This window comes from Mesorhizobium sp. LSJC285A00, assembly GCF_000503155.1.
In the GTDB taxonomy this organism is placed as follows: Bacteria; Pseudomonadota; Alphaproteobacteria; order Rhizobiales; family Rhizobiaceae; genus Mesorhizobium.
In genome coordinates this window covers 215398-241811 of sequence record NZ_AYVK01000002.1, presented here as the reverse complement: position 1 = coordinate 241811, position 26414 = coordinate 215398, and the positions used below count along the sequence as shown (strand labels likewise).

Sequence of the window (26414 nt, the reverse complement as noted above, 5' to 3'; positions counted from 1 at the left end):
GTGCATGGCGGCTCCGACCCCGAGGAAATCGAGATTGCGCGGCCGCAGGCGCTGTTGCTGACGCCGGGCACGGCCGTCGGCGGTTACACCGCGCTGCCGGTGGCCGAACTCAAGGGCGTGCGCGCCGATGGCGGCGTGGCCTTGGACGACACCTTCCTGCCGCCGACCTTGGTCATCGGCGCGGCGTCCTGGTACAGCCGCCTGCTGCAGGAAGTGGTCACCGGCCTCGACCAGATCGCCGAGGCGCATGGCAAGATGGTGCTGGGCGGCCCCGGCCGCAGTGTCGAGGATCTTCTGATCCTCAATTTGGTCAACGCCGCGCGGCCGCGGCTGGCGCACATGCTGGCGCAGGACGTTTTCCATCCGGCTGAGGTCTACATGGAACTTGCCGGCCTTGCCGGCTCGATGGCGACCTACGGTTCGAGCGCAAGGCGGCTCGGCGAACTGCCTGTCTACGACCACATGGCGCCCGGACCCGCCTATTCGGCGCTGGCCGATGCGCTGCGTTCGCTGATCCTCAGCCTGCGCTACATCGAGCCGAAATCGCGCGCCCTGCCGGTCATGCGCCATGCCACCAATGTGTGGAAGATCCGCATCGACAACCCGAAACTTCTGGTGGCGAGCCGCATCGTGGTGCGGATCGGCTCCGAACTGTCGGAGGATGCCTTGCGCAAGATTTTCGTCAACCAGGCGACGGTCGGCTCGGCCAGCGAATTCGAAGGGCTGTGGAAATCACGCCTGCCCGGCATTCCGCTGAAGCCCCTTCATTCGCAGCCGCGCGAAATTCCCTATGACGGCGACCGGCTGTGTCTCGAACTGGACCAGAAAAGCGAGCACTGGGCCTCGCTGCTCGAAGCGCCGGGTTTTGTGATCGGCGTTTCGGGCGTGCTGCCCAGCGAACCGCAGGTCGACTGCTACTCGGTCAACAGGTGAGATGATGAGCAGGGACGATCCGTTCGGACTGTCCGAGGATCGGGAGCGGACGCGCATCCGCCTGAGCGGAGCGCCGACGCCGCGCGCCATGCCGCTGCCGGCGTCGGGCGTCACCGCGAAGCGCTCCGCGCGCGCGCATCCGAACGTGCTCGTCAACGCGTTCTCGCCGCTGCTGGAATTTGCACCCGNCTCGCTCGAGCGCGCCGACCAGGCCGCGTGGCTGGTGGCTGCGTTGCTCGATGATCTGGCGCTGAATACGCCGTGGGGCGGGGCCAGCGCCTGGCCGCGCCAGCCGCTGGTGGTGATGCTGCGCGGCGACGTCGACGCCGGCGCGCAATTCTTCGCCCGTCTTGAAGAGCTGGAGCGCCACCCCAACCGCGACCGCGAAATGCTGGAGCTGCAATATCACTGCATGGCGCTCGGCTTCCGCGGCAAATATCGCGTGCCGGGCCGCTCGGGCGACCGTTCGCTCAATGCCGTGCGTGTGGCGGCCGCGCGTTTCCTGCGCGACAGCGACGGCGAAGGCGCACCGCTGTCGCCCAACTGGAAAGGCGTGATCGCCTCCGACGAACCGCAGCGCTTCATCGTGCCGATCTGGGTGATGGTTTCGGCAGCGGCGGTGATCGCGACAGCCATCCATATCGGCCTGTCGATGAGCCTGAGCAGCCAGGCGGTCGAGCTTTCGGCGCTGGTTCGCGCCTTGCCGCCGCCGACGCGTACGGATGTCACCCGCGCTTCGCCGAAGGTCGACGCGCCGCCGCCGGTGGCGGTGGATTTCGCGCTGCTGCCGGAATTCCAGGCCGCGGCGCCGGACGAGCTCAAGAGAGCGCTGAGCGGCACGGAGAGCGTGTCGCTGGCGCGGCTGGTCATCCAGGCCTCCAATCCCGAACTCTTCCAGTCGTCGCGCGCGCAGCTGACAGACGGCTTCGATCCGCTCATCGCCTCGGTCGCCAAGGTGATCCTCGAGAACCAGGAGCTGATCGGCGATATCACCGTGGTCGGCCACACCGACGGCGTTCCCTTGCAAAAGACCAACCCACTGTCCACCAACCAGCGGCTGTCGGAAGCCCGCGCCGCGGAAATTGCCGATATCCTGATTCAGAACGGCGTGCCGAAGGAGCGCGTGCGCTCCGAAGGCCGGGCCGCCACCGATCCGGTGGCCGACGACGGCACACGCGAAGGCCGGGCCTTGAACCGCCGCGTCGAAGTGCTGGTCGAAAAGAGGCTGTGACATGTTCATCCTGCGCTTCCTCTGGGCGGTCCTGACTTCGCGTTTCCTGTGGACGCTGATCGGCCTGGCGCTGCTGTCGCTGATCATCTGGGTATTCGGCCCGATCGTACGGGTCGGCGACTATGTGCCGATGGCGTCGGAGACGGTGCGCATCGTCATCATCGCTCTTCTGGTGATCTTCTGGCTGATCTGGCTGATCGTCGCGCAGCGCCGCGCGATCCGCGTCAACCGCATGTTCGTCGCCGAGATTTCCGCCCCAGTCGAGGAAAAGCGGCTCAGCCCGGGCGAGGAAAACGTCGCCGCGGTCGGCGCCAAGTTCCAGGACGTCATGGTCGAGTTGAAGCGCCGCAAGCTCGGCGGCCGCAAGTTCCTGCGCGAGATGCCGTGGTATGTGATCGTCGGCCCGCCGGCGACCGGCAAGACGACGGCCTTGCGCCAGTCCGGCCTCAACTTTCCGATCGACCTGACCGACGATCTGCAGGGCATCGGCGGTACGCGTAACTGCGACTGGTTCTTCTCCGAAAACGCAGTGATGATCGACACGGCCGGCCGCTATGTCCAGCAGGAAAGCCAGCCCGATGTCGACGCGGCCGAATGGCTGGGCTTCCTCGATCTGTTGAAGAAGCATCGTGGCCGTCGTGCGCTGAACGGCGTCATCGTTGCGCTTGGGATCGACGCGCTGTCCGAGGGCGACGAAGCCGTCAAGGCGCATGGCCGCAAGATCCGCAGGCGCCTGGCCGAGCTCGAAGAGCGGCTGGAAATCCGCCTGCCAGTCTATCTGATGCTGACCAAGGCCGATCTGATCAGAGGCTTCGAGGCTTTCTTCGGCGGCCTGTCGACGGCGGCGCGCGAACAGGTATGGGGGACGACCTTCCCGCTCGATGCACGCGTCGACGCCAAGACGATCGCGGGCGAAATCACGACGCTGTCGAGGGAGCTGGAAAAGCGGCTGGTGCCGCGGCTGGAGGATGAGGACAAGCTGGCCGAACGGGCCGAGATCTTCCGCTTTCCCGCACAGCTGCAAAGCCTGTCCGAGCCGATCCAGGTGCTGGTCGAGGCGATGTTCGGCGAGAGCCGCTACGAGGAGGCAGCCTGGCTGCGCGGCCTCTATCTCACCTCGGCGACCCAGGAAGGCGCGCCGATCGACCGGCTGACCGCGGCGCTCGCCTCCTCCTTCGGCCTGCCGGCACGACGCACGATGCCGACGCAGCGCTTCGAGAAGCGCAGCTTCTTCCTCAAGAACCTTCTGACCGAGGTGATCTTCAAGGAGGCCGGGCTCGGCACCTTCGATCCGCTGGCGCAGCGCCGCCGCAGCTGGATCTGGCGCGGTGCCGCCGCTGCCAGCGCGGCTGCGGCCATACTCGCCGGCGGCCTGTTCACCTGGTCCTACTACGACAATCGCAACGCCATCGCCGCGCAAGCCGGCCAGTTCGAAGCGCTGCAGGCGCCGCTGACGTCGACCGCGGCGACGCCCGCCTCGGTGCTGCAGCCGGCGATGGACGTTGCCCTGACCGCCATGGACGAAGTCGTCAATGCCAGGACGGCGCCGCCCGCCAAGGCGCAGGACCTGCTCGGACCGTCGGCTTCGGCCGAGATGATGCGGGCGCAGACCGACACCTATGGCCACGCTTTGCGCAACGTGCTGGAGCCGCGCATGGTGGCGCTGCTCGAAGCAACCATGTGGCGGCAGATCCGCGATCCGGATTTCATGCTGGGCGCGCTCAAGACCTACCGCATGATGACCGGCCTGTCGCAAATGGATCCGGATTTCGTAGAGAATTGGTGGGTCAACGACCTGCCCGAATTCGCGCCGGCCGCACCCTTTCCGACCGCCGATGCGGAAGAACACCAACTGGCCGCGATCCGCCGCATGGCGGTCGACGACAGCTACATCGCGCCCGACCAGGCGCTGGTCGCCGAAGCGCTGAAAACGGTGTGCACGATTTCGCTGCCGGCACGCGCCTACAAGCAATTGCTGGCCGATCCGGCGGTGGCCGGATTGAAGGAATGGATCCCGGCCAATTTCGCCGGCCCGAACGGCGCCAAGGTATTTTCGCGACGCTCCGACAAGACGCTGCGCGTCGGCATATCAGGCGCCTTCACCTATGACGGCTTCCACGATGCGATCCTCGACCGGGTCGAGGATGTCGCCGCCCAGGCGGCACTCGACCGCGCCGTGTTTGCCGGCGGCTGCTCGGAAAATTCCGAGACGTCGGTGTCGGCGCTGTCGGAAGATATCCTGAAGCTCTACTATGACGACTATATCGCGCAGTGGGACAGTTTTTTGCGCGACATGCGGCTGGCGCCGCTCAGCGACCTCAACATTGCCAGCGAGAATCTGAAAGACCTTTCCAGTGCCGATTCCGCGTTGAAGCGGCTGTTGACGGCGGTGGTCCAGGAGGTCGACCTCACCCGCTCGGACGACGCGCCGGCCCGTGACGACAAGGCGGCGGCGAAGGGCGGCTCGAAACTGCTGGGCAAGCTCGGCAAACTGGGCAAGATCGTCAAGACCGGCGCCAAGCTGTTGCCGCGCGCAGGATCGGCCAGCGAAGTCGACCTGACCGGCACGTTGGTGGCCGAACACTTCAAGCCGCTCAAGAGCACGATTGCCGAGGTCGACGGCCAGCCGCCGGCGCTCGATGCCGCGGTCGTCGCGCTGACGGCGCTGTCCAACGTGCTGCAGACGGTGACCGCCAATCCCGACCCGCAGGACGCGATCAAGAAACAGGGCGGGCTTGCCGAACTGACCGGCGCCGTCGCCCGCCAGGCACAGATCCTGCCCGACCCCGTGAACACCTGGCTGAGCGGCATTGCCGGCGACACCAGCGGGTTGACGCAGAAGGCCGTCGCTTCCGAGCTCAACGCCATCTGGCGCGCCGACATCCTGCCCTTCTGCCAGGCCGCGCTCAACGACCGCTATCCGTTCAGCCCCGACAGCGCGGTCGACGTCAATGTGCGCGACTTCGCCCGCCTGTTCGGACCGGCAGGCATGATCGACGGCTTCATCAACGACCATCTGATCAGCTATGTCGACACCTCGGCGCAGCCTTGGAAATGGCGTGCCGATTTCGGCCTCGACCCATCCGCACTTGCCGCCTTCGAGCAGGCGCGGCGCATCCGCGACGATCTCTTTCCCGGCGGTCAGGGCCCGGTGATGGCCTTCACGCTCGAGCCGACCGACCTGTCGCCCAACGTGACCCGCGTCACGCTCAACCTCGACGGCCAGAACCTGGTCTATTTCAACAATGCGACGCGACCGCAACCGATGACCTGGCCCGGCAAGGACGGCACCGGCGTCATCTCGCTTGCTTTCCAGCCGATCGACGGCTCACCCGAAATCATGCTCAACGAGACCGGCAGCTGGGCATGGCTGAGGATGCTGCGCGGCGGCCGCTTTACCGGCACGTCGCTGTCCGACGTCTACAGCCTGCGGCTGGGCACGAAAGGCATGTACGCCGATTTCAAGCTCAAGGCGGCGAGCGTCGAAAATCCCTACAACCTCCAGATGTTCAAGAAATTCTCATGTCCGCCGCAGATCTGATCCTGCCTGGCTTCTACGGCAAAATGCCCGCCACCGGCGACTTCGTCAGCCGGCGGCTGACGGGCGAGTTCGTGCGCCTGTGGGACCGCTGGCTGGCGCAGCACCTGGTGCCATTGTTTGGCCAGCACATCTGGCCCCCCGCCACCGCGCTGCGCTTTCTGGCCGGCGCGAATTCCTTCGGCGCGTCGGCGGGCATCATCCTGCAGAGCGCCGACAAGGTTGGCCGGACATTCCCCTTGAGCATTGTCGCCGTGCTAACCGAAACGCCTGTCTCGCTGACGCATGCCGAGGCATGGTTTGCCGGAATCGAGGAGGCCGCCAGCGCCGCCCAGCAGGGCGAGTTGACGCCCGACGAACTGGACGCAGCTTTGGCGGCACTGCCTTTGCCGCCGGCTGAGCCGGGCGAGGAACTGATCGCCGACATGGTGATGTGGACGGCGCACTCCGACATTTTCGACATCGACCCGCACTCGCCGCAAGCGACGCTGGAGACAATCCTCGCCGGCAGTTGGGAGACGAGTTGATGCAGATCTGGAACCAGATGGGGTATCCGCACGAATTCACCATGGGCATCGACAAGGCCGGCCATGAGTGGATTGTGGTGGTGGTCAAAGGCACGTTCGATTTTCCCGCGACGCCGCGCGAAACGGTGAAAAAATCGGCAGAGCAAGCGCCGCTGGTTTTTGCCGACACACACACCGGCATGCCAGGCTATTCGGCCACGCTGTGGGAGACTGACTTCGCCTTCCGCAAACCGCGCTGCGATGTGATCGCCAATGGCTGCGCCCACGCACCGGGCGGGCGTCCGGCCGAGCGCGTGCCCGTCGGCATCAAGGTTGGCAATTGGTCAAAACTTTTCGAGGTCGTTGGCCATCGCGAATGGCGCTCAATCGGCCCGGTCTTTACCGCCACTTCGCCGCAACCTTTCCTGAAACTGCCGATCTCCTACGATGTTGCCTGGGGCGGCGTCGACAGGCTGGATCCGGAAGACAAGCTCCCCGCCAGCTACAAATACAACCCGGTCGGAACCGGCTGGTCGCGGGCCAAGAACCAGCGCCTCATTCCCGGCCTGCGGCTACCGAATACACAAGCTGTCGGCGAGGAAATCCGCTCGCCTTTCGGCGACTACGGGCCCATGAGTTTCGGTCCGATGGGACGCGGCTGGCCGGGACGTATCGAGTATGGCGGCACCTACGACCAGAACTGGATCGACAATATATTCCCTTTCCCGCCGCAGGATTTCGACGAACGCTACTTCCAGATGGCGCCGCCTGACCAGCAGATCGACGCGCCGAGAGGTGGCGAGGACGTGCAGTTGGTAAACCTGACATCCAATGGGCGCGAGAGCTTTCGACTGCCGCAGACGGCATTGCCGATGAGGCTATTCAAGGGCAGGCTAACTGCGTTCGAAGGGGACGTGAGACCCGACACCATACTGTTCGATCTCGAGGCACGACGCTTCTCGATAGTCTGGCGTCTGTCTCATCGAATTGAGCGAACGGTGCTCGATTTCACCGAGTGCTGGGTCGGCGCCCCAACGGAATCGATGGTTCACGCCCACGAGACTGGTCGCATCTTCATTCGGGCAAATGGCGCAGCGCAGGACGAAGAGGAGGACGCCGCTTGAACGGAAAGATCGACATCGCCTCGATTGGCATGGTGACCCCTGTGGGTCTCGATGCGCCCGCTTCTTGCGCCGCGATGCGCGCACGACTCGACGGTTTCCAAGAGACACGTTTCACTGGAGCACGCGGCGAACCTCTGATCGGAGCGCCGATACCGCTACCGCGGGACTGGATCGGTGAGCGAAGAATTGCGCACCTGGCTGCCGGCGCAATCTCCGAAGCATTGGCCGAAGGGAATGCGGCTGGCAAGCAAACAGCCCTCATTCTATGTTTGGCCGAAGACAACCGCCTGGGAAAACCAGTTAGAGACGCGTCGAGGCTTTTGACCAAAATCGCCGAGATCGTTGAGATAGCTCCGCACGTAAAATCGCGCGTTATCAGCTACGGCCGGCCTTCGGGCCATGTGGCGCTTGAGCAGGCTCGTCGCCTGATCTCTTCAGGACAGGTGCCCAACGTCGTGATCGTAGGTGTCGACAGCTACCTCACTTCGCGAACGGTCCGACACTATCTCAATCAGAGCCGGCTGATGACCAAATTCAATCCAAACGGATTCATCCCCGGAGAGGCCGCCGCGGCCGTGCTATGCACGAAGCCTGGCGAGGGCCTGCTAACGTTGCTTGGGCTTGGCCTATCACGCGACCCGGCAGCCATTTACAACAAGGAGGATCTCCCACTCCGTGGCGACGGTATGACTGCTGCATATGGCGTTGCGCTGCAGGAATCACGCTTCGACATGATCGGAATTGGCTATCGAATATCGGATTTGATCGGCGAGCAATACTGGTTCAAGCAGACGGCTCTAGCGTCGCTTCGCCTGACGAGGGGCCATATCGAATTTCAGGACCTATGGTCCCCGGGCGAGTCGATGGGAAATGTCGGAGCCGCCGTCGTACCCACGATGATCGGAATGGCCTTCACTGCGGCAAAGAAAGGATATGCCGCCGGCAATCCGGTCCTCATCGAGGCTTCGAACGACGAAGGGGCCTGCGGCGCCGCCGTCGTGGCGTCGAGGCTGAACTAAATGTCCAACGTCTTTGCCAACGGACTGGAGATTTCCGGCAAGGCGGTTGACGCAAAGACAATCGCAGCTTTCCCCGACGTCTGCTTCACCCCGCCGGAAAATCCAGCAACGCCACCCGGCGTTCCGATCCCATACCCTAGTTTTGGATTTGCTTCCGATACGGAGGATGGTACCGGGACCGTGAAAATCGGCGGTAAGACGATAAACATAAAGAACAAGTCCGATCTTTCTAAAACATCTGGAACAGAAGCCGGATCCGCCGCCAAAAAAGGTATAATAACTTCCAATAATACCGGAAAAGAATACTTCAATTCGTGGTCACCAAACGTGAAAGCGGATGGAGAACCCGTTATAAGATTTACCGATCTGGCAACGAACAACCACGGATCGACAATAGCCAACACACCACCTTGGCTGCATGTATGCAAGCTAAACCCCGGATGGACTCCGACTTGTCAGAAATTGTACGAAGATTATCTATTCATGTACAAACCGAACAAGTGTGCCAAAGGCTATGAACCGCACCATATTATAGATAATTGCGCTTTTGTACGAGCAGGGGCACGCGCCTCAACCAAGAAATCATTTAAGTCGGCAAAAAAGATGGCGGCGCGCGTCTGGAAAAAGCTTAAGAATATCTTCCAGGCCGGAAGCCCCCATCCAGGCCGAAACTACAATGAAGACGATGCACCCTGTATCTGTCTGAAAGACAACATGGACCATGGTGAGCAGCACAAGGTCGCACATGACATTACGCGGGCGGAGGCGAAGAAAGCGAACGTCAAGGCCAAGGGGGGAAAGTGGAAGTACAGTCAGGCGAGAGCTGCAGGCGTCAAATCCGTGAAAAAGGCGGCCAATTTGACGGACGCACAGGCTGAATGCATCAAGATCGTACTCGATTCCTACTACAAGAAACAAATGGGTTGCACGGAAAACACGGAGGTTGGCGGACCCGAGACCAGCGCTCCGACCGCGACATCCTTCGCTACAGGTAACGGCGGTAACGCCAGCATCAGTGCTGTCCCATCGTAGAACGGAGCGCAGCAAGGAGTTAGGCCTATGAGGTATCGCACGCCTGGTGGTTTGTATCCGACCTGCATCGCGCTGCAAGATGCAGGCGCATACGTCATTGCGCATCCGATTGGCGACGGACCGGTAGACGCGGATCGAACGCTTTTGTTCGAGGTTCGTAACAACGTAGCCACGCTGATCCGGGACTTTGGCATCGAAGTGACCGGGATCGGTTGTGTGGCCGATTCCTTGTTCGCCGTGGACGGCTATTCGGGTCTCTATCGATTTCGCGACGGCCAATGGACGGATCTGCCGGATGTTGGCGACCCCGTCCCACGGATAAACGCGTTGCGCACGGTCGCTGGCAAACTGTACGGCCTGACTTCAGAAGGCGTCATCTGTCTGTGGCAGGACCCGGCCTGGGTCGAAGTTACCCCCAACGATGATGACACATACCTATTTGATCTTGCGCTCGACGGCAGCGGAAAGATGGTGGCGACCGGCGACAACGGCTTCCTAGCCTATGTCGTGAACGGCGCCTTTCAGCAGATAGACGTACCGACAAATGCCAGTCTCACATCGGTGTTCGCGCTGTCCAAAGATACGATGCTGGTGACTGGGTGGAACGCCACCGCTTTGATAGGCAATGCCGACCAGCTAACCCAACTCAACGTTGACGGCCGCACCGAGACCCTCATGAATTCAGTTCGCTGGGACAACAAGGTCTTGATTGCGGCAGGCGAGGAAATACTCGAACTGAACGGTACTACCTTGTCGGTTTTTGACTCAACGCCGGCGATCAGGTTGACCTGTGACGGAAATCAGCTGTGGAAGCAGTATGGGCGCGGCGTCGACAAATTCGAAAGCGGTCGGTGGATAAATATACCGCTGATCGCAGATATCTAAATGGACCTGTCGGCGTTTTAGCCGAGACACCGGCGAAGTCACGGGCGCGGAGCGGAAAGCAGGTACGTCCGCACCTTATCAAGGTCGAGATCGAGGATTCGTGGCGGTTCGGCTGCCGATAGCATTCTAAGCACGAATAGCTCACCCTGTTCGGGGAACTCGTCATATCGCTCCTTTGCGATCCTGAGGCCGGCTTCGCGCGCGACCCGCAGACCGTCGAGATGAGCCTCAAGACGCTCCACCAGCCGGGCAATCCTGACCTCGTCCAGTTCGGCGTTTTCCTCAGGGTGCAGGAGGTGGCGGTCATAGACGGACCAAAGAAACGCGGCCATTTCCGCGTGCTGCCGGACAATTTTTTCGAGGACAAACTTGCTCAATTGAGATTCACCGACCCGCCTCGAATATTATTCGAGACACTGGCATGGCTTGTGACGTACGTCCCTCTGATGGTGATGTGACCATCCTTCTCCATTACTATGGCCGCCTTGCCGCATCGCAACTCGATCCGTTCCTTGCCAACTATCTTCACCGTCTCTCCGTCCCTGACAATATGCATCGCGCTGTCGCCGCGGCTCGGTTCGACGATACGGCCGACAATCAATGGCCGTAAGGGATCTCCATCCTGAAACAGCAGTGCAACCTCGGTTCCGATCATACCGGCGGAGAGATCCGTCAGCGTCCGTGCGGGGATCGCCGTGTCGTATGGATTTCCGGGAAATACGACGAGTGGTGCGTTGTCTCCAAAGCCGAGGAATACGCCGATCACCACGCCTTCAATTCGATCAACGACCGTTGTCATAGCTGGCCTCAGTTCTGCTTGATCTCGGAGCCTTTCATCGTGATGTCGCTGGAAGCCTTGACGTTCACTTTGCCAGACGCCTTCACGATGATGTCCTTTCCGCTGATGGTGATTTCCCCGTCCTTCTTCAACGTGATGGATGAGGATCCACAGTTGAAGATGATCTGCTCACCGGCTGTGATGGTCATACCCTTGGCAACCTTGATCAGACCGTCTTCGCCGATATCGAGCATATCCTTCTTCGCAACCTTCGTGCTGCGGGCACCTCCGATCTCTGTCGAGTCGTCTTCTCCGACTTTTGCGCCGCGCTCCTTAGCAATTTCGGTGCTGTGAGCACCGCCTATCTTGAATACCTGGTCCGCACCCGTCTGTACGGTCTGATCTGCAGAAATCTGCCAGGTGTCACTTGCCCCAATCGTGTGGCTTTGACCCGCGCCAACCGTCATTGATCGCGTGGCGCCAATATCGTTCATTTGAGGTCCACCAACGCTACGCTGTTCGGCCGCTCCGACGCTGTCGATGCGCGCCGCACCCACTGTGATGGTCTGAACGATCGCCACGGTCTGCGTGTGATTGGCGCCGATCGTCTCGGTGGAGTTCGAACCGATGCCGATCGTCTCGTCGATGCCCACCGTCAGCGAGCGGTTCTTGCCGACCGTCTCGGTGTCGTTCGACCCGATATTAGTGGTCTGGTCGACGCCGACCTTGACCGTCTTGTTGTTGCCGACGTCCTCGTCGAGGTTGTGACCGACGGAGTGCTTGGCGTCGTGGTCGATGCGGTCGGACTGGTCGTGCTGGACCAGCTTCTGGCGATCATTCTTGATCAGAAGGTGGTGGTCCTTCTGCGCCTGGAAGTTGACCAGTTCGGAGCCGGCCTTGTCCTCGAACATCAGTTCGTTGTAGCCGCCACCGCCCTTCGACGAGTTGGACTTCCAGCCGGACTGCGTGGCGTTGCCGGGCAGTCCGTAGGGCGGCATCTGCGAGGCGTTGTAGACCCGGCCGGTGATGATCGGCAGGTCCGGATTGCCTTCGATGAAATCGACGATCACTTCCTGCCCGATGCGCGGGATCTGGATGAAGCCCCAGCCGCTGCCGGCCCAGGTCTGCGACACCCGCACGAAGCAGGAGCTCTTCTGGTCCTTCTTGCCCAGGCGGTCCCAGTGGAACTGCACCTTCACCCTGGCATATTTGTCGGTGAAGATCTCCTCGCCGGACGGACCGACCACGGTCGCCGTCTGCGGCCCGCGCATGATCGGCCTTGGCGTGATGCGCGGCGGCCGATAAGCAACTGAGGTCGGCGCCACACCGAGCACCACCTTGAAATTCTCGCCATCGGTGTCGACGCCGGCGCGATAGCCCGGATCGAACAGCCGGTACTCGGCGCTGATCACCAGATACTCCTTATTCTGGTCGTCGCGCGGAAAGCCGTCGAGCTTGAAGGTGCAGCCGGAGAACAGGCCGCGCACGGTGCCGACAGCGGCAATGCGCATATGCGGCGCCTGGATTTCCTCGCGCCTGATCGCTGCCAGGCTGTCGCCGCGGCCGACTTCCAGATGCGCGCCGGGATGGCGATAATTCTCGCCCGCGGCCTGCTTGTGGCCGAAGGGCTGCGCCGACTTCGCCATCAAATCGGCGGCGGGTTTTTCGAAGTCATAATCGGTGTGGGCATAGGCGCCGGGGCGCACCGCGCTGCCTGGAATCCAGTCGGTGATGTATTCGACGTCGCGGCGCGAGCCCTGCCCTTGGAACTGATATAGCACCGTCTCATAGCCCGGCGCCGGCTTGAGCTTGCTCATGGCGTCGGCCAGGATCAGTGTGTGCTCACCCTCGGCATGCTCGAAGAAGTACATTATGCCTTCATGCTCGAGCAGCCGCTGCACGAAATCAAGGTCGCTCTCGTCGTACTGCACGCAATATTCGCGCGGCGGATAGGAGCCCTGCAAGCGCTTCTCGAACTTGGCGATGCCGCCATATTTGGAGAAAATCTCCTCCACGATCTCGACGGCAGTCTTGTCCTGGAAGATGCGGCAGTCGGTGGTATTGCCGAGGAACCACAGCCACGGCCTGACGACCGCCTCATAGTGAGCCAGCCGATCTTCGATGCGGGTAAGGCGAAACTCGGCGATGAGGCCGCTGAACCAGCGCTTGGGGTCGGCCTCCCCTTCGATCGAAACGGTGCCGCCCAGCATCTTCAGCGGGTCGACATCGGCATTGGTCGAGACAAATCCAACGGTGTAGGCAAGGCAGCGGCTGATCTCGTCGCGGCCGACGAGATGCGTAAAGGTCAACAGCTCGGCGCCGACCGGCGTCTGCACAAGCGCGGCGCGTTGTTCACTCGGCATGGGTCGTGCCCCTCCTGAGCGCTAGTGTGGCAGGTTCGAAGCCCTTCTTGTGTTAACGACCTCACGTTCAGGGATATTTCGCAACTTGCCACCCAAGCCATGTTGAGCCTACCACATGTTCTATGGCAGACCAAAGAGGACAAGCGGCAGGCCGTTGCTGTTTGCGCCGCTTTCGCCAGTGTGAAACGCCGCTCTCCCGCTGTGCCCGCAAGCTGCTAGACTGTGGCACATCGGATCAATGGAAACGGCAGCGGTCGACGGTCCATAGCGCATGTTCATCAGTCTGCAGATCAGCAATGTCGATGTCCTGCCTGCCGGGCTGCCGCCCGGCTACGCATCGCGCGACCGCGGCTTCGAGATCGGGCGGGAGAACTGCGCCTGGACCTTGCCCGATCCGGACAAGTTCATCTCCGGCCGACATTGCGAAATCCGCTACGAAGGCGGCGCCTTTTTTCTCCACGACGTCTCGCGCAACGGCACATTCGTCAACGGGTCGAGCCAGCGCCTGACCGGCCCGCATCGGTTGGCGCAAGGTGACCGGCTCCGGATCGGCCGCTATATCGTCTCGGTGTCGATCGATAACGGGAACCCAGCCTTCGGTGGCCATGGTTCGACGCAACGGCAGATGCCCGTTGCCGGATCCTTTCCAGACCATGTCGCATCGCCACGGTCACCGACCGCGCCACCCGCTTCGGTCTCCAGCCGGCCGCAGCAAGCCGACGAGATCCTGCGCGCGATTGCCGCCGGCGCCGGCATTCCGCCAGAGGTGCTTTTGCTGCGCCAACCGCAGGAGGTAGCCGGCGAGATCGGCGCGGTGCTGCGCATCGTCGTCGACGAGCTGGTGTTGCTGTTGAAGGCGCGCGCCGCTGCAAAAGTCCTGGCCAAGACCAGCGACCGGACCATGATCAATTCCGCCGACAACAATCCGCTAAAGTTCGTGCCCGGGACAGACGAAATCCTCGACATCATGTTCGCGCGGCGCAGGGCCGGCTATCTCGATGCCAGGCACAGCATCGAAGACGCTTTCCACGACCTCAAAACACATGAATTCGCCACCTTCGCCGCCATGCAGGCAGCGCTGTCGCGGTTGCTTGACGATCTGTCGCCCGAGGCGATTGCGAAAAAACTGCCGCCATCCTCCTTTGCCTCGAAGAAAACGCGCGCCTGGGACGCGCTGGTCGCGACCTGGCGGGCCAAGGAGGAAGCGCACGAGAACGGCATGCTGGACATATTCCTCACCTATTTCAGTGAAGCCTATGCCAAGGCCGCCAAACAGAAGACCGGCAAGGGCTAAGCCCGCGCACCGCTGAAGACACCGTGAAGGCGACCCGAGCGCGGGCCGGCCACCAAAATTGCGCCGGGTTTCCATCGCAACCTTCTGAGACTACGATCACATACGACGATTGAGCACGCGGGTACGGTTGGTCGACCTCGGGGGTCTGCGGCACATGTCATGTCACGGCGAGATAGCGTCCTGCGGTCCGCGTTTGCGCGGACATGGCGCTGTGCGTCGCGGCGCGCGGGCGTAGAGGCAGGGATCGGCGATGAGCTCGAAGGATGATCCTTTCGATCCGACCGGCAAAACCGTCATCCGCCCCAGCCGCCCCAATCCCGGCCGCAAGCAAAAGACGGTTCTCGCCCGCGATGCGCCGGCCCCCGGCAGTACGGTGATCGCCCCTGCCAGCGTCCCGGAACCCACGGTTTTCGATCCCAACGCCGGCCGCCAGCCGCCGTCCGACGTCACGGGGACGGTGATCTATCAGGGAACGCCCTTCGCCAACGCGCCGGCCGATCCGCCCGTTCACGGCTCAGCCGGGACGGCGGGGAAAACGCCATGGGATGCGCTGCTCGGCGCCAGCGATGCCGTCGATTATGGCGCGGCCAACCCGATCGTCGCTGCCGCGGCGCCCTTGCTGATACTGCTTGGGCATCTGCGGCTGATGGCTGTCGAAAGACCGGCCGAGCCGCTGGCGCAGCATGTCGCCGGCCTGATCGAGGATTTCGACCGCAAGATCGCCAGGACCGATACCTCGGAAGAGGATGCGCGCATCGCCAGCTATGTGCTTTGCGAAACCGCCGACGATATCGTCGCCAATCTGCCCGGTTCCAGCCGGGATGCGTGGGCGCAGCACGCCATGCTGCAGCGCTTCTTCCAGGTCAAACCCACCGGCGCCGGTTTTTTCCAGGCGCTGAACACGGTGCTGGCGACGCCGGAACCTCATCGCAATCTCATCGAGCTGATGCATGTCTGCCTGTCGCTTGGCTTCGAAGGCCAGTATCGCGGCCAGCCGCGCGAGAGCCTCGAACGGGTCCGCCGCGACGTCTACGAGACATCAGCCTATTTCCGAGTCCCCGGTGACGACGACATCTCGCCGCGCTGGCAAGGCTTGTCGCTGACATCGGCGCAAGGCTCCAGGCGGGTTCCGCTCTGGGCCATAGCCGCTGCAACCGCGGCAGTTTTGACCGCAGCCTTTTTCACGCTGCGCGTGCTCATCACCAATGATGGCGAGGCTGTTGCCGGCGAGTTGCTGGCGCTCAATCCGGCGACGCCGGTCACCATCGAGCGCACCGGTTTCGTGCCGCTGACCGAGGAGGTGAAAGTCGTCGCAGCGCCAACGACGATTGCGCAGGTCGATCGCATCCGCACTGCCTTGGCCAAGGAGATCGAAGGCGGCGGCGTCAGCGTCGGCACCAAGGGTGATTTCATCATCGTGGAAATCAGCAACGCCCTGCTGTTCCAGTCGGGACGAGCCGAGGTCAAGCCGGAGTTCGAGCCGGTGGCCGCCAGCATCGCGGCGGCTCTCGACGCGGAGCGCGGGCCGATCCGGATCGTCGGCCACACCGACAACGTCAAACCGAAGAAGACCAGCGCCTTCAAATCGAATTTCGACCTCTCCGTCGCCCGTGCCCAGTCGGTGGAAAAGATGATCGCAGCGCATTTCAGCGATCCGTCGCGGACAAAGGTCGAGGGCAAGGGCGAGGACGAGCCCATCGCCGACAATGCAACGCCGGACGGCCGCGCCAAAAACCGCCGTGTCGATGTAATGATCCCGCGGGAGGAGATGCTGTGACCGGCTGGCTGCTGCGCATCTTCAGCGCGCTCGCGCTCGCCGGCTTTGCAGCCGCGGTCTGGTACGCCGGCCCGTTAATCCGCTTTGCCGGCGCCCGGCCGTTGGATCCCATCTGGCTGCGGGCAGCGATCATCGGCATCGTCGTCGGAACGGTGGCGATCATCTATGCAATCCGGTTCTGGCGCAGGCGCAAGGCGCAGAAGGCGCTGGAGGCCGCCATGGCCAGTGCCGAGGATGACGGCAGCGATGCAAAGGTGCTGGAAGCTCGCATGAACGAAGCGGTCGCGACGCTCAGGCAGTCGAGCGGCAAGCGCAACTTCCTCTACGACGTCCCCTGGTACATCGTCATCGGCCCGCCGGGCGCCGGCAAGACCACCGCGCTGGTCAATTCCGGCCTGAACTTTCCGCTTGCCGGGTCGGGCCAGGCGCAGCCGGTGGCGGGTGTCGGCGGTACGCGCAATTGCGACTGGTGGTTCACCGACGAGGCGGTGCTGATCGACACGGCCGGGCGCTACACGACGCAGGATTCCCATGCACGGACCGACAGCAAAAGCTGGCTGGCGTTCCTGTCGCTGCTCAAGCGGCACCGGACGCGTCAGCCGATCAATGGCGTCATCCTGGCGATCAGCCTTGCCGATCTGATGGCGGACGGAGAGCAGGCGGCCCGTGTCGCCGAGATCCGCAGCCGCCTGCAGGAAATCCACGAGGTCCTGAAGGTCCGCTTTCCCGTCTACGTGCTGTTCACCAAGGCCGACCTGGTCTCCGGATTCATGGAATATTTCGGCGGTTTCGACGAAGCACGCCGGCGCAAGGTGTGGGGCGCGACCTTCCAGACCGCCGAGCGCGGCCTGAACATGGTCGCAGAAGCGCCAGCCGAATTCGACGCGCTGGTGAAGCGCCTGACCGAAGAGATGAGCGAGCGGCTGCAGGCGGAGACCGATCCGGTCGCGCGCATCGCCATTTTCGGCTTCGCCGCGCAGATCGGTGCGCTGAAAGGCCGGATCGTGAATTTCCTCGAGGGCGTTTTCGAGCCGACGCGCAAGCAGCTGAACGCCCCCCTGCGCGGCCTGTATTTTTCTTCCGGCACGCAGGAAGGCACGCCGATCGACCAGTTGCTGGGCAGCATAGGCCGCAGTTTCGGCAGGAATGCCCAGGCGCATCTTTCCGGCACCGGCAAAAGCTTCTTCCTGCACGATCTGTTGAGCCGCGTCATTTTCGCCGAGTCCGGCTGGGTGTCCTATGACAGGGCGGCCGACAGGCGCGTTGCGATCGCCCGCTACGCCGGCCTGACAGCGATCGCGGCCATAGCGATCGCCGCGCTTGGCGTTCTCGGCCTGAGCTTTACGACCAACAAATCGCTGGTCGCCGCGACCGGCCAGGCGGCAGGCCAATACCGCGCGACAGCCGCGCCGCTGCTGGCCAGCACGACGGTGTTGGATGCCGACCTCGAAACCGTCATCGGCGCGCTCGATGCGCTGCGCGGCCTGCCGGCCGGCTACGATACGAGAGACCAGCCCACCCCGGCCACGGCGACGTTCGGCCTCAGCCAGCGTGAGCGTATCCTTTCGGCCTCCGAGACCGCCTACCGGCAGGGGCTGGAGCGGATGTTCCGCTCGCGCCTGCTGTTCCAGCTCGAACGCACGATCGAGGCCAGGATGGCCGATCCGATGGCGCTGTACGAGCCGTTGAAGATTTACCTGATGCTGGGCGGCAAGGCGCCGAAAGTGGATGACGAGCTGGTCGTCACCTGGCTGAAGCGGGACTGGGAACAGAACCGCTATCCCGGCGCCCACAATCGCGACGGCCGCGCGCAACTGGAGAAGCATTTGCGCGCCATGCTGGCCCTCGACGATGACCAGGATCCCTCGTTCGAACTCAACCGCGCGCTGGTCGAATCCGCCCAGCGCTCGCTCGGCCGCATGAGCCTTGCCGATCGCGCCACCGCGCTCATCCAGTCGGCCACCTATGCGGCGGCGCTGGACGATTTTTCGGTGTCATCGCAAGCCGGCGCGGAGGCGCCGATGCTGTTCGAGCGCAATGACGGAAACGATCTCGCCGGCCTTCGCGTCCCCGGTCTCTACACCCATGCCGGCTTCGACTTCTATCTGGCGCAACTTGCCAGGAGCGCGCAGGCGCTGGTCGACGATCAATGGGTGATCGGCTCGAGCGGCGAGCAAGGCGGTTTCGACCAGGAACTGCTCAAGCTCGGCCCGGAGCTGCTCGATCGCTATGGCAAGGGCTTTGCGGCGGCGTGGAACGAGGTGCTCGACAGGTTGAAGTTCAAGGCAATGGCCGCCGACAAACCGCAATATCTGGCGCTGTCCGCAGCGGGATCACCGAGTTCGCCGCTGATGCAGCTGTTCGAGGCGATCGCGCGCGAAACAGCTTTGACGCAAGAGCGCAATCCGGCTGCGCCGTCTCAAGACAGCGACCAGGAAATCGCCGCGCGCGCCAAGGGCCTCGCCCACATCGGCATCGAGATTGCGGCGCGCAAATCGCAGAGCAGGGCCGGGACCGCCTTTGTCAGCACCCAGAGCCAGGATCCCGGCGCCAACATCGAAGCCCAGTTCCGGTCTTTCCAGGCTTTGGTGGCCGGGGCGCCGGGGCAGCGGCCGCTCGACGCCCTCACCCAGAATTTCCGCGAAATCTATCAGAGCGTGCGGCTGGCCGCCGATGTCCCCGCCCAGACGGACCAGGCCAACGCCAATCTGCAGCTGCAGATCTCGACGTTGCGCGCCAATGCTTCGCGGCTGCCGAAGGCGCTGGCCAGGATGGTGAGCGCGGCGGCGGACGATTTCGAGGGCACCGTCGCCGAAACATCGACCACGCGTCTCAACGAGATGCTGGAGGAGACCGTCGGCCGTCCGTGCGAGGAGGTGATTGCCGGGCGCTTTCCATTTGCCCCCGCCGGCACCGACGATGTCGCCATGGCGGATTTTGCCAGATTGTTTTCTCCGGGCGGGGTTCTCGACCGGTTCTTCGCGCAGAACCTGGCGTCGCTGGTCGACATGAGCGGCCAGGACTGGGACTGGAAACAGGACACCAGGTTCGGCCGCAATCTGGCGAAATCGACGCTGAGGAACTTTCAGCTCGCGGCACAAATCCGCGCGGCTTTCTTTCCGCTCGGCGGGCCGGTGCCGTCGATCAGCATCACATTCACGCCGCTGTCGTTGCATGGCGATGCCGACATGGCGCTGCTCAATATCGACGGCCAGGTGCTGCAGGCCACCCAAGCCGGCAACACGCCGGGCCTGATTCCGTGGCCGGGCAAGACCGGTTCGGCCAGTCTCAGCCTGACGCCGGAGCTGCCCGGCCGCGAGTCCGCAATCAAGTTCGACGGTCCCTGGGCGTTGAAACGATTGCTGGACAAGGGGCAGGTCACCGCCAATGGCGACAGTCTCGAAGCGCATTTCGTCATCGGCGGGCGCGATGTCGCCTACACGATCAAGACCGGGGAGGACGGCAATCCGTTCACGCTGCCGGCGCTCTCCGCGTTCAGCTGTCCGAAGGCTTTCTGATGGGGAATTGCATGGCAGGACCGGCGATTGCAGGACGCAGAGACAGCGGCGGCACCACACCGTCCGTCATCAGCGGCTTAGATTTCGATACTCTAATGAATGGGGCTGTGGCAGACTGGCCAGGCACGTCAGCCAAGGCGTTGCGGAGCGTAGGCAAGTGAACGATGCCGCCTTTGAGAGCTACGGCGTGAGCCACAAGGGCTGCGTGCGCGACCACAATGAGGACAGCTTTCTGGTCGAGCCGCAGATCGGCCTCTGGGTGGTGGCCGACGGCATGGGCGGGCACGAGGCCGGAGAAGTCGCTTCGGCAAGCATTGTCGAGCATCTGGCGACGATCGGCATCGCCAGTTCGGCGCCGGATCTGCGCGCCCGCTTTGAGGATCGGCTGAACCGGGCGCACGCCGAGATCCGCCGGATTTCGCGCTCACGCGGCGTGACCATCGGCTCCACCGTTGCCGCACTGCTGGCCATGGACGGCAGGTTCGCCTGCCTGTGGTCGGGCGACAGCCGCGTCTATCTCGTGCGCAACGCCGCGATCTCGCAGATTTCGCGCGACCACACCGAGGTGCAGGAACTGCTCGACAGCGGCGCGATCAGCGCAGCCGAAGCGGAGAACTGGCCGCGCCGCAACGTCATCACCCGTGCCATCGGCGTCAACGACGAAATCGCCGTCGACTTCCAGCAGGGAGAGACCCTTGCCGGCGACATCTTCATCCTCAGCACGGACGGGCTGACGGCGCATGTCAGCGACGCGGAAATTGCGGCAGCAGTGCTCTCGGCAGCGCCGCAGGCTGCCTGCGAAAAGCTGCTTTCCATGGTGCTTGAGCGCGGCGGCACCGACAACGTCACCATCGTTCTGGTCAAGATCAGAGACAAAGGCAATGGCCTGTCCCGAGCAGGAGGCCACGACCGATGAGCTCCGACGACAAGACCCGGCTATTGCCCAACATGGCGGATACCAGCGTCGGCACGCAGCTCAGCGGCATCTACGAGCTCGACGAACGCATCGCGTCGGGCGGCATGGGCGAAGTCTATCGCGGCCACAACATCCAGACCGGCGATCATGTCGCGATCAAGATCGTGCTGCCGGAATTCGCCCGCGATCAGACGATCCTGTCGCTGTTTCGCAAGGAAGCCTCGATCCTCAACCATCTGTCGCATGACGCGGTCGTGCGCTACCACGTCTTCACCATAGATCCCGGCATCGGGCGGCCCTATCTGGCGATGGAATTCGTCGACGGCCAGTCGCTGTACGACGTCATGCGCGGCGGGGCGATGGCGACTCCGGATGTGCGCAAACTGTGCCACCGGCTGGCCTCGGGCCTGAGCGCCGTGCACCAGGCCGGCGCCATCCACCGCGATCTGTCGCCCGACAACATCATCCTGCCGGGCGGCCGGGTCGAGCGGGCAAAGATCATCGATTTCGGCATTGCGCGATCGGCCGCGGTCGGTGGCGAGACGCTGATCGGCGGCAAGTTCGCCGGAAAATACAACTATGTTTCTCCCGAGCAGCTCGGGCTCTATGGCGGCGAGGTCAGCGAACAGTCCGACATCTACAGCCTAGGGCTGGTGCTGGCGGCGGCGCTGCGCGGCAAGCCGATCGACATGGGCGGCTCGCAATACGAGATCGTCGAAAAACGGCGGACCGTGCCTGATCTCTCCGGCATCGATGCCGATTTCAGGGACATTGTCGAAGCGATGCTGCAGCCTGACCCGGATGATCGACCGGCCAGCATGGCCGAAATCGCCCGGTTGACGCGCGACGACAGCGACGCGACCTTGCCGCCGGCCTCGCTTGCGCCCCGGCCCGGCCTGCCGCGAACCGGGCAAACCGCCGGGCCTGTTTCGAAGATCGGGGACTCGCCGGCCCAAGGCTTCGGTTCGGCCCCGCCAAGCGGCACGGCGGAGCCGTCTTTCGTGCCGCACGTGCGCCCAGCGCACCTGTCGCAGCCGAAACCGGCTGCTGAAACTCCCAGACGAGAAAGCACACCGCCGAAGCGTGCTACTACAGGCAGAAATCTGACGATCGCGGTGCTGTCGGCGGTGGCCGTGGTATCGCTTGGAGGGCTCTATGCATCGGGTATCGTGGGATTCGGAGACCGGCCTCGCGTCACCGACACCGGCAAGCCGCTCCAACCCGAACTGACAAAGCCGATCGTCGCTGACAAGCCCGTTCCGGACACTGCGCCGGTCGAGAAGACGGTGCCAAAGACGCAACCAGCGGAGACTGCGGCTGAAGATCAGGCCAAAGCGCCGGTCGAGCCGCAGCCGACGCCACCAGTCGCGTCGAGCGCTACGGCCCCGCTGCCGGCCGCACCAACCGACAAGACCGTCGCGCTGCAACCGCCATCCGGCCCGTCACAGTCCGATGCCGCGAAGAACCCCGAGCCTGTCAGTCCGCCGGTAGAGCCCAAGGCGACAGCGCCGGCCACGCAAACACCTGAACCAACGGCCGAGGCACCCACGCCCACAGCACCGGCGCCGGAACCCACCGCTCAAGCGCCCGAGCCCAAGGCGCAGGCCCCTGAACCGGCCGCGCAGGCGCCCAAGCCGGACACGCAGGCGCCTGAACCGACCGCGGAGCCCAAGCCAAGCCAGCCCGATATCGCCAGCGGTGAGCAGGCCGACAAGCCGGCAGAGCCCGAAATTGCCATGAACGTGCCCAAGCCGGAGGTGCCGCCACCGGCCGATGCGGCCGCGGAGCGGGCCACCTGGGTACGCGCCTTCAATGGTGGTGACTGTTTTTATGCGACGGTGACGTCGGCCACCGACAAGGGTGTCGCGATCGAGGGCTTCGGCACGTCGGTGCCACCCTTCGAACAGTTGCTTGGGGAATTCCAGGCGAAGTTCCATGTCGAGCCGGATATCAGCGTCCGCCTTATCCAGCCCCCGCAATGCGGGATCACCGGCTTCCTGCGTTTCATGGGCGCGAGCACGGCCGACAGGCCGCAGCTTGTCCTCGACCAGACATCGGTGCCGGACGGCTCGCCGATCGACGGCACGCTGGTGACGCATGGCGGGCTGGTGTCGAGCGTGTTCCTGATCGACCACAGGGGCATCGCCTTCAACCTCGACGACCATGTTGTCGTACAAGCCGACAAGGCGACCTTCTCGATCCCGATCGGGCTCGGCGCCGCCGACAAGGCGGCAGGCAAGGCGTTGCCGCAGATCATCATGGTGATCACCGGGCCGCAGGACATTAAGGCGGCGGACTTCACAACGCCGACGCCGGCCTCGGTGCTGTTGCCCAGGATACTCGACGAGATCGGCGCCAGGAGTTCGGCATTTTCGGCGACCGCCAAATATTTCCGCCTCGGCGGCTAGCACCGACGCCGATGCAACGCCGTCGCCGAGATCCCGTCCTGCTTGCCCGGAACGTGCGCGTGAAGCTCGCCGCGAGCGCGGTCGCGACGCTGTTGCTGGCGCTTCTTTCCACCGGGCAGGCGCGCGCCGAATTCACCGTCTGCAACCAGACGCTCGACGTCGTCAATCTTGCCGTCGGTCAGAAGGTCGACGATGCCGACCAGACCGATGGCTGGTGGACCATCGGCGCCAATCAATGCGTCAACGTCATCCGCGAGGAGCTGACCAACCGCTACATCTACATCTACGCGACGGATGTCTTCGGCCACGCCATTCTGGCAGGCTCCACCGACATGTGCATCGAGCGGCGGCGGTTTTCGATCCGCGGCATCGATGAATGCTGGCAGCGCGGCCATATCGCCGCGAAGTTTCTCGAAGTGGACACGCAGGAACAGGTGCGCTGGACCTTCTTCCTGACCGGAAGCGCACCGTGACGCACAGCATCGACACCAGCTTCAAGGCAAAGAAGCAGGCGCGCGCCGCGCTGCGCAGGCGCAGGATCTGGATCGGGCTGGCGGCTGGCCTGGCGACAATCGTCCTCGCCGCGATTGCCACCGGCTTTTATCTTACCGCCGACTACTGGTCGTTCGGCGACGAAGACGAGGAACTGCACGCCGTCGAAGGCTCGGACGACGTGCCGGCCGACGCATCGGTCTACGTGCCGGCCATCATCGACCTTGCCGGCGACCCGATGTGGATCACACTGGCGCCGGAGGCGGGCGCCGCCAAGAGCCGCGGGATGCCGCGCCCGACGGAGCTCGACCAGGCCGGCATCTCCCCTCAGATCATGGTTCTCTCCGACGTGATGCTGAGCGCCAGCGAAAAATTCATGACGACGATCCCCTCGACGCAGGAGGATTTCGCCTTCTTCCAGGCGCAGCGGAAGACCGCGGTCGCGCCACCCGCCGAAACCGGCGATCCGCAGAATGACCTGCAGAACGATCTGAAGCCATCGCCCGGCGCGGACGGGGCTCCGGCGGCCTCCGGCCCAGCTCCTGACCCGCAGGTCGCTCCGGGTGCATCGACGGCGGCCGATGACCCCGAGGCCGGCTGGGGCGAGACCATCGATGAGGGCGAAGCAGCACTTCCCGCCTTTCAGAAGACAGCGGTCGAAAACAACACCAGCGTTGCCAACGTCAGCTCGGAATACCAGCGCTTCGAGGCGACCCAGGACATTTTCGTGAAAATCCTCAACGACCGCAGCCTGGACAGCGTGGCGCTCGATGCGCATTTTTCCGCCGACGACGCAAAGCTTGCCGGCGAGGCGCTGAAGGCGCTGTTCGACAAGAACGGCCTGCAGCCTGGTTATGTCGTGGCGATGCGCGGCTTTAGGCCGACGCGCGAGACCACGACGATGTCGCTGATGCAGGTCTCGATCTACGCCAGGAACGTCTTTGTCGGCACGCTGACACGCAACGCGGCCGGTGCCTTCGTGTCGGGCGTCGACCCGTGGGTGCGCGAGGACCTGTTCAATTATTCGGGCGCCGAGACCGAAGGCACGCAGAAACGGCAATACCGCCTGCTCGACGCGATCTATTCGACGGCGGCCCGCAACAATGTGCCGAGCGGCATCATCGGCGAAGCCATTATGTATCTGTCGCGCGGACAGGATCTGGATGCTTTCGCCAGCGAGGACCAGCGCCTTGTGCTGATCTATTCGCAGACGCCGCGCGGCAAGAACGAGACCGACGGACGGGTGCTCTATGTCGGTATACAAGGCACGCAAAAGAGCTTGGATTGTTTCGTTTTCCAGCAGGGCGACGGCCAGTTTTCCTGCGTCTCGGGCGATGACCAGGTGCGCTCGCTGACGGTGGCCAACGGCATGGTGACGCCGGTCAACGGTGTCATGACGTCGACCTTCGGGCCGCGCAAGCATCCGATCCTGGGCGTTGTTCGCATCCACAAGGGCGTCGACTGGGCAGCACCCGTGGGGACCCCGATCGCAGCAGCCTTCGACGGCGAGATCATCTTCCAGGGCGACGGCGGCGGCTACGGCAATGTGGTCAAGATCGCCCATGGCGGCGGCCGCGAGACGCGCTACGCGCATATGTCGAAATTCGCCATTGCCAGCGGTGTCGGCACCAAGGTGAAGGCCGGCGACATTATCGGCTATATCGGCACCACCGGCCTGTCGACCGGGCCACATTTGCATTTCGAACTCTATCAGAGCGGTCAGGCGATCGATCCGCTCGGAACAGTGACCGCTGCAATCGCCGTCACTTCCAGCGATCCCGCCGTCGAAACGCTGACCGACCGTATCGTCCACGTCGAATCGGGCGGTAGCGCGCGGGCCAAGAACCCGCTGTCTTCGGCGACAGGCGCCGGCCAGTTCATATCCAAGACCTGGATCCGGATGATGAACACCTATCGTCCCGAACTGGCGCGCTCGCTGTCGACCGCAGACCTGCTCGCTTTGCGCTACGACGCCACCATCTCGCGTGAGATGGTGCGCAATCTGGCGCGCGAGGGCGAAGCCTATCTCAAGGCGCGTGGCCACCAGATCACCGCCGGCCGGCTCTATCTCTGCCATTTCCTCGGTATGGAAGGCGCCCATCAGGTGCTGGCGTCGCCGGGATCGGCGCAGTTGAGCGCCGTGCTCGGCTCGTCCGTTATCCAGGCCAACCCGTTTCTTGCCGGCAAGACCGCCAGCTACGTCGTCGACTGGGCGGAACGGAAGATGGGCCGCAAATTGCCGACGCCCGCCACCACCGATGCGGGCCAGCAGACGACGACGGAAGTCCGCCAGACATCGCCGGAGTTCGAAAAATACAAGCAGGCGATAACGGCACTGGTCGGCTCGATCCAAAATACTCTTGAGCCGAGCTAGAGCTGGCAGTTCGCCCCGGCTTTCGCCAAGCCGATTGGTTCTGAGGCCGGCGAATGGTATGTTTGCGGATATTTGGGAAGGTTTTTGGGTCCTTGTGAACCAAAACTGTGGCTGGGATCACATACGCCCAACAGCCATTTTGGCAGAAGCGATACAGTCGCTGGTGAAATTTAGCATGCGCAGCCATCAATAAACGCGCCCCATTGGGGCGGAGGGCCGATCCCAT

General features: G+C 63.4%; 18 protein-coding genes. 15 read left to right on the top strand and 3 right to left on the bottom strand.

What is annotated here, in order from left to right:
• The 8 genes from tssK to X726_RS164140 all read left to right on the top strand — a co-directional run.
• Nucleotides 1-933, top strand: a 933-nt coding sequence (gene tssK, locus X726_RS164105; protein ID WP_023667938.1) for a type VI secretion system baseplate subunit TssK, incomplete at its 5' end; no start/stop codon positions are given.
• A 4-nt stretch (nucleotides 934-937) separates the two neighbouring features.
• Nucleotides 938-2164: a DotU/TssL family secretion system protein gene (locus X726_RS164110; RefSeq protein WP_031214571.1), complete on the top strand. Its 1227-nt coding sequence runs from the start codon at nucleotides 938-940 to the stop codon at nucleotides 2162-2164.
• 1 nt (nucleotide 2165) lies between these two features.
• On the top strand, nucleotides 2166-5705 hold the full coding sequence (tssM, locus tag X726_RS164115) for a type VI secretion system membrane subunit TssM (RefSeq protein ID WP_023667936.1): 3540 nt from the start codon (nucleotides 2166-2168) through the stop codon (nucleotides 5703-5705).
• Nucleotides 5687-6229 (top strand): type VI secretion system-associated protein TagF, encoded by a 543-nt coding sequence (gene tagF / locus X726_RS164120; RefSeq protein WP_023667935.1) that lies wholly within the window; start codon nucleotides 5687-5689, stop codon nucleotides 6227-6229. Before tssM (X726_RS164115) ends, tagF begins: the two co-directional genes overlap by 19 nt.
• Nucleotides 6229-7332, top strand: coding sequence for a DUF2169 domain-containing protein (locus X726_RS164125; protein ID WP_023667934.1), 1104 nt, complete (start codon nucleotides 6229-6231; stop codon nucleotides 7330-7332). Before tagF ends, X726_RS164125 begins: the two co-directional genes overlap by 1 nt.
• Nucleotides 7329-8351 carry a 3-oxoacyl-ACP synthase gene (locus X726_RS164130; protein WP_023667933.1) on the top strand — a complete coding sequence of 341 codons (1023 nt, stop codon included), beginning with the start codon at nucleotides 7329-7331 and terminating at the stop codon, nucleotides 8349-8351. Before X726_RS164125 ends, X726_RS164130 begins: the two co-directional genes overlap by 4 nt.
• Nucleotides 8352-9383 (top strand): PAAR-like domain-containing protein, encoded by a 1032-nt coding sequence (locus tag X726_RS1000000170355; protein ID WP_155921552.1) that lies wholly within the window; start codon nucleotides 8352-8354, stop codon nucleotides 9381-9383. It abuts the gene before it with no gap.
• Between the two features lie 27 nt (nucleotides 9384-9410).
• On the top strand, nucleotides 9411-10268 hold the full coding sequence (locus X726_RS164140) for a hypothetical protein (RefSeq protein WP_155921551.1): 858 nt from the start codon (nucleotides 9411-9413) through the stop codon (nucleotides 10266-10268).
• 38 nt (nucleotides 10269-10306) lie between these two features.
• Here X726_RS164140 and X726_RS164145 read toward each other — a convergent pair whose 3' ends face one another.
• The 3 genes from X726_RS164145 to tssI are packed head-to-tail and all read right to left on the bottom strand — an operon-like array spanning nucleotide 10307 to nucleotide 13409.
• A complete protein-coding gene (locus tag X726_RS164145) occupies nucleotides 10307-10600 on the bottom strand; it encodes a hypothetical protein (protein ID WP_050485835.1) in 294 nt (97 codons plus the stop codon).
• A 41-nt stretch (nucleotides 10601-10641) separates the two neighbouring features.
• Nucleotides 10642-11067: a DUF6484 domain-containing protein gene (locus X726_RS164150; RefSeq protein ID WP_023667929.1), complete on the bottom strand. Its 426-nt coding sequence runs from the start codon at nucleotides 11065-11067 to the stop codon at nucleotides 10642-10644.
• Nucleotides 11068-11075: 8 nt separating this feature from the next.
• Nucleotides 11076-13409, bottom strand: coding sequence for a type VI secretion system tip protein VgrG (gene tssI, locus X726_RS164155; protein WP_023667928.1), 2334 nt, complete (start codon nucleotides 13407-13409; stop codon nucleotides 11076-11078).
• Nucleotides 13410-13680: 271 nt separating this feature from the next.
• Here tssI and tagH point away from each other — a divergent pair, with 271 nt between their 5' ends.
• The 7 genes from tagH to X726_RS164190 all read left to right on the top strand — a co-directional run bounded on the left by tagH (nucleotide 13681) and on the right by X726_RS164190 (nucleotide 26188).
• Nucleotides 13681-14703 (top strand): type VI secretion system-associated FHA domain protein TagH, encoded by a 1023-nt coding sequence (gene tagH / locus X726_RS164160; RefSeq protein ID WP_023667927.1) that lies wholly within the window; start codon nucleotides 13681-13683, stop codon nucleotides 14701-14703.
• A 250-nt stretch (nucleotides 14704-14953) separates the two neighbouring features.
• Complete coding sequence (tssL, locus tag X726_RS164165) at nucleotides 14954-16480, top strand: type VI secretion system protein TssL, long form (RefSeq protein ID WP_023667926.1); 1527 nt, start codon at nucleotides 14954-14956, stop codon at nucleotides 16478-16480.
• Complete coding sequence (gene tssM / locus X726_RS164170) at nucleotides 16477-19998, top strand: type VI secretion system membrane subunit TssM (protein ID WP_023667925.1); 3522 nt, start codon at nucleotides 16477-16479, stop codon at nucleotides 19996-19998. Before tssL ends, tssM (X726_RS164170) begins: the two co-directional genes overlap by 4 nt.
• A gap of 157 nt (nucleotides 19999-20155) precedes the next feature.
• Entirely contained in the window at nucleotides 20156-20914 is a 759-nt protein-coding gene (locus tag X726_RS164175) for a protein phosphatase 2C domain-containing protein (RefSeq protein WP_023667924.1), read from the top strand.
• Entirely contained in the window at nucleotides 20911-23322 is a 2412-nt protein-coding gene (locus X726_RS164180) for a serine/threonine-protein kinase (protein ID WP_023667923.1), read from the top strand. Before X726_RS164175 ends, X726_RS164180 begins: the two co-directional genes overlap by 4 nt.
• A gap of 11 nt (nucleotides 23323-23333) precedes the next feature.
• Nucleotides 23334-23795: a DUF1036 domain-containing protein gene (locus X726_RS164185; protein WP_023667922.1), complete on the top strand. Its 462-nt coding sequence runs from the start codon at nucleotides 23334-23336 to the stop codon at nucleotides 23793-23795.
• The gene (locus X726_RS164190; protein WP_023667921.1) at nucleotides 23792-26188 is read left to right on the top strand and encodes a M23 family metallopeptidase; all 2397 of its coding nucleotides are present in this window, start codon (nucleotides 23792-23794) and stop codon (nucleotides 26186-26188) included. Before X726_RS164185 ends, X726_RS164190 begins: the two co-directional genes overlap by 4 nt.
• Nucleotides 26189-26414 lie beyond the last annotated feature (226 nt).